Genomic DNA, 8781 nt, shown 5'->3' with positions numbered 1-8781 from the left:
TTATCTCTCTGGATCCCCGCCTTCGCGGGGATGACGAGTCAGAGAAGAGTGTCCAATTCTGAGGTAGACCTACTATAGAAAAGATTTCCCATCCGAGTTGGCCCACCCAGTTAAGATTCTCTCCCCCCGTGAGTTTATGGATTGGCTCGCCTGAAGGACATAACTGAACCGCTTCCACACCCAAAAAACAAAACACCCGGAAGGATTTCTCCCTCCGGGTGGATATTTTTTTCAGATAACCCCAGGTGATGATGGGGCTTGGTGTTGGCTGGTCAGGCAGTTTCAGGTTGGGGCTGGACTGGGGGAGCTGCAGCCGCTTCTCTTTTTTCGGCAGCCGCCTCCCGCATCTGATCGATCCATTTCACCAGCGCCAGTATAAAGCCCAAGGCAATAAATGCCCCCGGTGGCAACACAAACCCCAACGCCGGATGAAAGCTCGCTCCAAACAGATCATAACCAAAAATCTGCCCGGCACCCAAAATTTCCCGAGCCGCCCCCAACAAAAAGAGCGCCAGCGTAAAGCCAAGACCCATAAAAATCCCGTCCGCTATCGCCTTAACCACCGTATTCTTCGAAGCAAAAGCCTCCGAACGACCCAAAATCGCACAGTTCACCACAATCAGCGGGATAAAGAGACCCAGAGTCTTGTGGAGATCGTGCAGCCAGGCGTTCATGGTCAGATCAATGATCGTCACGAACGAGGCGATGATCACGATGTAGGAGGGAATACGCACATCCCGGGGGATATAGTTGCGCACCAGGGAAACCACGATGTTGGAACCCAACAACACCGCCAGGGAAGCGAGCCCCATGCCGATGCCATTTTCAGCCGTCGTTGTCACCCCCAGCAGAGGACACATCCCCAAAAGCTGGGCAAAGACCGGATTGTTGTTCCAGATGCCGTCAGAGGCGATCTGTTTATAAGTCACATCACTCATGAGCAGACTCCTGAAACGCCTTAGGGGCTCTCGTTGGAAGCAGCAGGGGGGGCCGCCGGGACAAAAATGCGGCTTTCATTGGCCAGGAAGAAATCAAGCCCCTTCTTGACCGCATGGACAATCGCCCGAGGGGTGATGGTGGCACCGGCAAATTGATCAAAATCGCCGCCATCCTTCTTCACGCCCCACTTGACGTTATCCTTGGTGGTCCCCTTGAAGGAGTCGGGCCAGTCGGTAATCACCGCCTTATCCCCCAATCCCGGGGTCTCCGCATGGGCCACAATCTGAATACCCGTCACCGTACCACCCGGAGCCACAGCCATCATGATGTCGATGTTGCCGGAATAGCCGTCAGGAGCTGTCACCACATAAGCCGCACCCAGATCCGAACCCGCCTTGCGAGCCCGGTAAAAAACCACTGGTTTGAGTTTGCGGTTGAGCAGGCTATCAGAAAATTCCACGATATCCCGGTCGGGTTCGTTATCGAATCCCTCAGGGAGAACCTGGCGCAGCGCCCGGAGAATCTCCTGCCGTTTGGCTTCGGCAATGGGTTCGCGGGTGACAGCCTCAGTGGCTGCCAGGATGGCGGTGGCCACCATGCCCACAACCATCAGGCTCAGGCCCATCTTCAGAAAATCAGGCATGGGTGGGCTCCTTGGATTTTTTGCGCGGTTTGCCGAAAACAACAGGCCGCGTGTACTGGTCAATCAACGGAACAGCGGTATTCATGATCACGATGGCAAAGGATACCCCCTCAGGATATCCCCCCCAGGTGCGGATGACGTAGGTGAGAAAGCCGCAACTCAGACCAAAGATAATCTGCCCCTTGGGAGTCACCGGCGAGGTGACCATATCGGTAGCCATGAAAAAGGCCCCGATGATCAAACCACCCGTTACCAGATGAAACACCGCGCCAGGATAGTGGGCCGGATCGTTGATGTTCATGATCAGGGCGGGAATCAAACACCCGGCCAACATCGCCAGGGGAATGTGCAGGGTGATCACCTTTTTGCGGACCATGTAAATGCCGCCCACTACCAGCAGCAGTGCGGAGGTTTCCCCCACCGAGCCACTGATATATCCCCCACCGGCATTGACCGTGTTAAAGGCAAAAGCGCCTCCCAAGGCCTCTTGCACCGTGCGACCCAATCCGACCTCGGTGCGATACTGCCCCAGGGGGGTGGCGGTGGTGATGGCGTCCAAAATTTCCGGAGAGGGATAGACACCCGAAAAAATAATCGCCAGGGATTGATCAAAGGTGAAGGTGCCGGAATCAAACAGGGGCGAAGGCCCCGTCCAGGAGGTCAGCTCCACCGGAAACGATATCAGAAGAAAAACACGAGCAATCAGGGCGGGGTTGAACATGTTGTAGCCCAGCCCACCATAAATCTGCTTGCCCACCCCGATGGCAAACACCCCACCCACCACACAGATCCACCACGGGGTGTGGGGGGGCAGAGTCAAAGCCAGCAGCAAACCGGTCAAAATCGCCGAACGGTCGCCGATGGGGCTGGGGCGTCTGCGGAACATGATGAAAAAATGTTCCGTCGCCACACAGGCAGCGGTAGTGATGGCAATGACCAGTAAAGCAGGCCAACCAAAAAGCATCACCGATAGGGCCGTCGCCGGCAACAGGGCGTAGATGACCGTTTCCATGATTTTGGCAACGGAATCTCCCCCGTGTACGTGGGGTGAGGAGCTCGTAAGAAATGACGGTAGGCTCATAGTGATTATTCGTTCCCTCTTGATGGCTCGACCAGATCCGATCCTTTTGATAGCTCAACCGGATCTGAAAAATCAGCGAGCGATTCAGTCCTACTTGGCGGCTTTGGCAGCTTTGGCGGCCTTGGCAGCACGGGCGGCTTTGGCAGCCTTGGCAGCTTTGGCAGCACGGGCCGCTTTAGCCGCTTGATCAGGGTCGCTGCTGGTGCCCCCCCCTGGCTCTTTGGTGCTTTTGACACTCCTGGCCGCTTTGGCAGCTTGAGCAGCCTTGGCAGCCTGGGCGGCTTTGGCAGCTCTCACCACCTTGGCAGCCTTGTCGGGATCAGCAGATGTGGTGCTGTCGGCGGTAGCCGGAGCTGCTGCGGCCGGAGTGGCTGGAGCCTCTTCTGCCGGCTTGGCGGATTCTGCGGTGGCAGCGGCGGCCTTGCGGGCAGCGGCTTTGGCTTTCATTTCCGCCTTCTTGCGCTCTTTGGCCGCTTTTTCCTTGGCGACCCGCTCTTCCTTGGCCTGGGTGCGGCGCTTGGTCAATTCCCGGCGCTCATCTTCCCGCTTCTGGGCATGGATCGAAAGCTTGCCAAAGCGAAAATAGTGCACCAGCGGAATATTGGAGGGGCAGACATAGGCGCAGGAGCCGCATTCAATACAATCAAAAACATCATACTCCTGGAGCTGGTCCAACTCCTCATGCTTCGCCAGCCACGACATCTCACAAGGTATCAAGCTGATGGGGCAGGCTTGCAGGCAGTGACCACAGCGGATGCAGGGGCCTTCCGGCTTGTCGACGGTCTCTTCGGCAGTCATCGCCAAGAGGCCTGAGGTGCCCTTGACCACAGGCACATCCAGGTTGGTCAGCGTCACCCCCATCATGGGGCCGCCCATCACCAGCTTTTTGACTGTCTTCTTGAGGCCGCCACAGTGATCCACGAGATGCTGGATCGGGGTGCCCATGAGCACTTCCAGGTTGGCGGTGCGCTCGATACCCTTACCGGTAACCGTGACCAGGCGCGAGACCAGAGGGCGGCCAAGCTTGACCGCATCCCGAATGGCCACCGCCGTAGCGACATTATGACAGATTACACCGACATCAATGGGTAGCTTGCCTGAAGGGACTTGGCGACCGGTCAGCACTTCGATCAGCTGTTTTTCAGACCCCTGGGGATACATCACCGGCAGAGGCGTGACCGTGATGGTGGGATAGTCCGCCGCCACCTTGCGCATGGCCCGAATGGCCCCGGGTTTGTTCTCTTCAATGCCGATCACGCACCGCTTGGTCTGCAGGGCGTGGAGCATGATTTCTATTCCGGCGCAAATCTCCCGGCCACGCTCTTCCATCAGGCGGGCGTCACAGGTGAGATAGGGCTCGCACTCCACACCGTTGATAACCAGCAGCTCCACCTCTTTGTCCTTGGGTGGAGACATCTTGATAAAGCTGGGAAAGGAAGCACCGCCCAGTCCGACGATGCCTGCATCACGGATTTTATCGCGAATGGCGGCAGGTTCAGCCCGCATGGGGAGGGTGATGCCCTCCAGATCCTCCCGCCAACGATCCTCTCCGTCCGGCTCAATCTCCACGCAGAGCATGGTGAGTCCGGAAGGGTGGCCTGAGGCGTGCTCCTTGATGCCGATCACCGTGCCGGAGGTGGGGGCGTGCACCGGGGCGGAAACAAAGCCCTGGGCCTGACCGATCACCGTTCCCTTGAGAACCTTCTCCCCGGCTGAGACGCAGGGGGCGCAGGGGGCGCCGATGTGTTGATGGAGGGGCACATAGAGCTGCTTGGGCATCGGCAGCTCTTCAATAGCGCAATACTCCGAAAGATTCTTGTGCTCCGGGGGATGCACTCCCCCGTGGAATTTACGCAATGTGGTTAAGGCAATACCCATTCCCACTACCTCGTGAGTTGGCGTTTCCTGAAAAATATGAGCCTGTCATCGGATTCTGGCAGTATGGTTTCAGCCAGACGAGCCGGATGCGGGCAGATCCCGTCAGACGAGGGAATTCCTAATGAAAGGAAGGTCCGCTCGGTTTACTCCACATCCAGTCGTAAACCGTCTGTTCCACCGGTTCCATGGTGATACAATCCACCGGGCAGGGTTCGATGCAGGCCTTGCAGGCAGTGCATTCCGCCGCGATCACCGTATGGGACTGCTTGTTGGCGCCGACGATGGCGTCCACCGGGCAGGCCTTGATGCAAGCCGTGCAGCCGATACACTTTTCCTCCCAGATGAAGGCGAGGGTGGGACCTTCATCCTCTTCCATGGCGGCTGGTTCCACGCCGAGAATAGAGGCCAGCATTTCCATGGTGGCCTTGCCCCCGGGAGAGCAGAGATTGATCTCCACACCGCCACCCATCAGGGCCTCAGCATAGGGACGACAGCCGGGATAGCCGCAGTTGCCGCAGTTGGTCGCGGGCAGCGCCTCATCCAGCTTGTCCACCATGGGATCGCTTTCAACGTGAAACTTTTTGGCAGCGAATCCCAAACCGACCCCGGCAACCAGGGCCATACCACTCATGCTCAATACCGCTTCGATCATGGGGATGGTTCCTCTATTTGACGATTCCGGCGAATCCCATAAAAGCCAGGGACATCAAGCCAGCGTTAACCAGGGAGATGGGCGAACCTTTGAAGAGTTCCGGCACATCCGACAGATCGATCCGCTCCCGCATACCGGCAAAGAGGATCATCACCAACCCAAATCCGAGTCCTGCTCCCAGCCCAAAAAAAGTGGCTTGGAGAAACTGTAATTCCTTCTGGATGTTCAAAAGGGCCACACCCAAAACCGCACAGTTGGTGGTGATGAGGGGCAGGTAGATACCCAGGGAGGCATAAAGAACCGGGCTGGTCTTATGCACCACCATTTCCGTCAACTGCACCAGCGAGGCGATGATGAGAATGAACGAGATGGTTTGCAGATAGCCCAGCCCCAGGGGATCCAGGATAAACATCTGCACCAACCAGGAGATAACCGCTGCCAGGGTCATCACGAACATCACCGCGTAAGTCATGCCGATGGCGGTTTCTACTTTTTTCGAAACCCCGAGAAACGGGCAGACACCCAAAAATTTCGCCAAAACAAAATTATTGACGAATATGGTGCTGATCAGAATAAAAAGGAACTCTGTCATGGTAGCCGCATCCAATTGGAGGATTGACCAAACACCCCTTTTCCGGGGCTTGGAACCACACATTGATACACATGGAGAATTAAAGCGTAAACGGTAAAAAAAACACAATATATTTTTGTTAAAATAGAAGCTTGACGCAACTGGTTGTGAAAATGGATATTTTTAACTTTCAAAAACCCCACTCCCTTGACTGAGTGGAGCGCTGGGGTAATCCTGAATCTTTGTCACAATGGTGTGAAATATTGGCCTTATTGGGAGATGACGGCATGGCGGAAATCAAGGAAGGCGCAGTTCTGGATGCATTGCGCAAGGTGATGGATCCGGATCTGAAACGGGACATCGTCAGTCTCGGGTTTATCAAGGATATGGTGATTGAAGGGGGTCGGGTGGCTTTCAAGGTGGAGCTGACCACCCCGGCTTGCCCCGTGAAGGAGCTGCTTAAAAAACAATCACATGACGTGGTGGCAGCTATCGCTGGGGTGACGGAAGTTGAGGTGGAAATGACCGCTCAGGTGCGGGCTTCGGGGCGCAAAATGGAAACTGAATTGGTTCCAGATGTTAAAAATATCATCGCGGTAGCATCCGGCAAGGGCGGTGTGGGCAAGTCCACCACTGCCGTCAACCTGGCCCTGGCCTTGAGCCAGACGGGGGCCTCGGTGGGGATTCTCGACGCCGACATCTATGGCCCCAGCCTCCCCAAAATGCTCAACATCCAAGGTGGACCCATCGAAGGGGAAGAGGGTCAGCGCCTGCCACCGGTGGAGGCCTACGGCTTGAAAGCGATCTCCATGGGTTTTTTCATGCCCGAGGATACCCCCATGGTGTGGCGGGGCCCCATGGTGGGGATGGCGGTGGAGCAACTGCTGCGGGATATCGAATGGGGTGAGTTGGACTATCTGATCGTCGATCTGCCCCCTGGCACCGGTGATGCCCAGTTGACCCTGACCCAAAAAGTGCCTCTGACCGGCGTTGTGATCGTCTCCACCCCCCAGGATGTGGCCCTTGCAGACGTCAAAAAAGGGATCAACATGTTCCGCAAGGTGGATGTGCCGGTGATCGGGGTGATCGAAAACATGTCCTACTACATCTGCCCCAAATGCGACCACCGGGCAGAAATCTTTTCCCATGGTGGGGCCAAGCGGGAAGCGGCGGTGGCGGGGATCGATTTTCTCGGGGACATTCCCCTGGATGGCGCGATCCGCGAAGATGCTGATGCGGGTACCCCCATCCTGGTGGCCCATCCGGAGAGTCCCCAGAGTGAAAAATATCGCCAGATCGCATCCCAAATTGCGGCCAAGGTGGCTACCATGGGATTCGAGGCCTCCAAGTTTCCGAAAATTGTAGTGGAATAAGGGGCGCAGAAACATCTAAGCCCTGCTTCAGGGCGGCTTTCGAGGGGAGAGGAGGTTAATTCACGTGGTAAAAGACCTGACCCTTCTCGGAGCCGCCCTGATGGTTGGTTTGTTGATGATGGAGGGGGGGGTGCGTCTCTATCATGCGATCGCTCCAACCGAGTTGATCTCCGACTATCATCTTTACCAATATGACCCCCTGACCGGTAGCCGCCATAAGGAAAACGTCGACCTCGTTTGGACCAAGGAGGGGGGTGGGCGGATTCGGGTCAACAATCACGGCTTGATGGGGCAAGATGTTTCACTGGAAAAACCGCCGGGGGTATTCAGGGTCGCCATTCTGGGGGACTCCTTTACCGAGGCTTTGCAGGTTCCCTGGGATCAAAACTTTGCAGCCATTCTCCAAACCCACCTGAACCACTCTGAGCGGGCAGGCCGCGTCGAAGTGCTCAACTTTGGGGTTTCGGGTTATGGCACGGCCCAGGCCTGGTTGACCCTCCAACACCAAGTAGCCCTCTTCGACCCGAACCTGATCGTGCTGGCTTTTTTTCCCGGCAACGATTTTCAGGACAACAGCCGCCACCTCAAGTTTGACCCGGCCAAGCCCTATTTTGATCTGGATGAATCCGGAGAACTCGTCCGGGATCCCCTGGTGGAGGCTGCATTTACGGACTATATCAGTGATAAACGCACGGCCTGGAAAAGGCGGCTTCTAAACCATCTTCGAGATCACTCCCAGCTGGTCACCCTGGCTGTAGCGGTCTATTTTCAGTGGCAATCCCAGATGGACCGGGGGGATCACACCCTCCAGGCAAAACCCACCTCAGAGGCCACCGTTTCTCTTTTGCCTGCCTCTGAGGCCACGCCTGCCCCCATCCTGCCCCAATTCGGTGGCCCCATGAGCCCAGCTTGGCAGGGGGCTTGGAGCTTGACCGAAAAATTGCTTCTGGAGATGAATCAATGGGGTCGGGAGCGGGAAGTCCCCTTCATTTTGATGATGGTGACCCAGGCCAATCAGGTGAACCGGGTGAACCGATCCCGCTATCTGGAGCGCTATCCCGAGGCGGATCTGACCTTCGTCAATCGGCGCATGGGTGCATTCGCCAGGGAGCACCACATCCCCTATCTCTCGTTGGTGGAACCCTTCCAGGCGCTGAATGAGGCTTCAGGGATCTGCTTTCATGGTGTTGAATGTCTTCAGGAGGGTTCTGACGGCAGCGGGGGAGGGCACTGGAACCGCCATGGGCATCGGGAGGCGGGAAGGTTGCTGGGGCTGTTTTTGGAGAGGAAAGGGTTGATTTCGGGTGAGATGTGATTTGGTCGTTGTCTGGGGGTGGTTATCTTGGAAACCATGTTTGGAGAGTAGAGATGATTTTTGCAAAGCTGGGGCTTTTTTTCCAGGCTTTGAGGCTTGCGATTCGGGCGATGTGCTCATACTCCCGGGGGGATAGGGTCCGGCTCATGTGATTGAGGCAGAGATCTTGGAAAAGCTCCTTGGGATAGCGCTGGATGACCTGTTGTGGATCGATACGCCTGCGTTTGGCAAATTGAACGGTTTTTTCCTGAATGTAACTATTCAGCTTCGTTAGACTGCATGAAGGAGGGCCGCTGACCTTCAAACAGCAATTGCAGGGCTTCGGAAGC

The 8781-nt window shown here is 56.4% G+C and carries 8 protein-coding genes; 2 read left to right on the top strand and 6 right to left on the bottom strand.

Going from position 1 to position 8781, the window contains the following annotated elements:
* Positions 1–272: 272 nt before the first annotated feature.
* The 6 genes from HQL52_19235 to rsxA all read right to left on the bottom strand — a co-directional run bounded on the left by HQL52_19235 (position 273) and on the right by rsxA (position 5785).
* Positions 273–938, bottom strand: coding sequence for an electron transport complex subunit E (locus tag HQL52_19235; protein ID MBF0371578.1), 666 nt, complete (start codon positions 936–938; stop codon positions 273–275).
* Between the two features lie 20 nt (positions 939–958).
* The gene (locus HQL52_19230) at positions 959–1582 is read right to left on the bottom strand and encodes an RnfABCDGE type electron transport complex subunit G (protein MBF0371577.1); all 624 of its coding nucleotides are present in this window, start codon (positions 1580–1582) and stop codon (positions 959–961) included.
* The gene (locus HQL52_19225; protein MBF0371576.1) at positions 1575–2663 is read right to left on the bottom strand and encodes an RnfABCDGE type electron transport complex subunit D; all 1089 of its coding nucleotides are present in this window, start codon (positions 2661–2663) and stop codon (positions 1575–1577) included. The genes HQL52_19230 and HQL52_19225 overlap by 8 nt, the downstream gene beginning before the upstream one ends.
* 90 nt (positions 2664–2753) lie before the next feature.
* Complete coding sequence (gene rsxC / locus HQL52_19220) at positions 2754–4541, bottom strand: electron transport complex subunit RsxC (GenBank protein ID MBF0371575.1); 1788 nt, start codon at positions 4539–4541, stop codon at positions 2754–2756.
* A gap of 118 nt (positions 4542–4659) precedes the next feature.
* Positions 4660–5199 (bottom strand): electron transport complex subunit RsxB, encoded by a 540-nt coding sequence (gene rsxB, locus HQL52_19215; GenBank protein ID MBF0371574.1) that lies wholly within the window; start codon positions 5197–5199, stop codon positions 4660–4662.
* Positions 5200–5206: 7 nt separating this feature from the next.
* A complete protein-coding gene (gene rsxA, locus HQL52_19210; protein MBF0371573.1) occupies positions 5207–5785 on the bottom strand; it encodes an electron transport complex subunit RsxA in 579 nt (192 codons plus the stop codon).
* Positions 5786–6051: 266 nt separating this feature from the next.
* Between rsxA and apbC the strand changes: the two genes are divergently transcribed.
* Together apbC and HQL52_19200 are read left to right on the top strand one after the other, a co-directional pair.
* A complete protein-coding gene (gene apbC, locus HQL52_19205) occupies positions 6052–7137 on the top strand; it encodes an iron-sulfur cluster carrier protein ApbC (protein ID MBF0371572.1) in 1086 nt (361 codons plus the stop codon).
* A 64-nt stretch (positions 7138–7201) separates the two neighbouring features.
* Positions 7202–8452, top strand: coding sequence for an SGNH/GDSL hydrolase family protein (locus HQL52_19200; GenBank protein MBF0371571.1), 1251 nt, complete (start codon positions 7202–7204; stop codon positions 8450–8452).
* The last annotated feature ends 329 nt before the right edge of the window (positions 8453–8781 follow it).

The sequence above is a fragment of the Magnetococcales bacterium genome (assembly GCA_015232395.1).
In the GTDB taxonomy this organism is placed as follows: Bacteria; Pseudomonadota; Magnetococcia; order Magnetococcales; family JADFZT01; genus JADFZT01.
The sequence above is the reverse complement of the archived record's forward strand: the minus strand, read 5'-3'. Positions and strand labels throughout refer to the sequence as shown.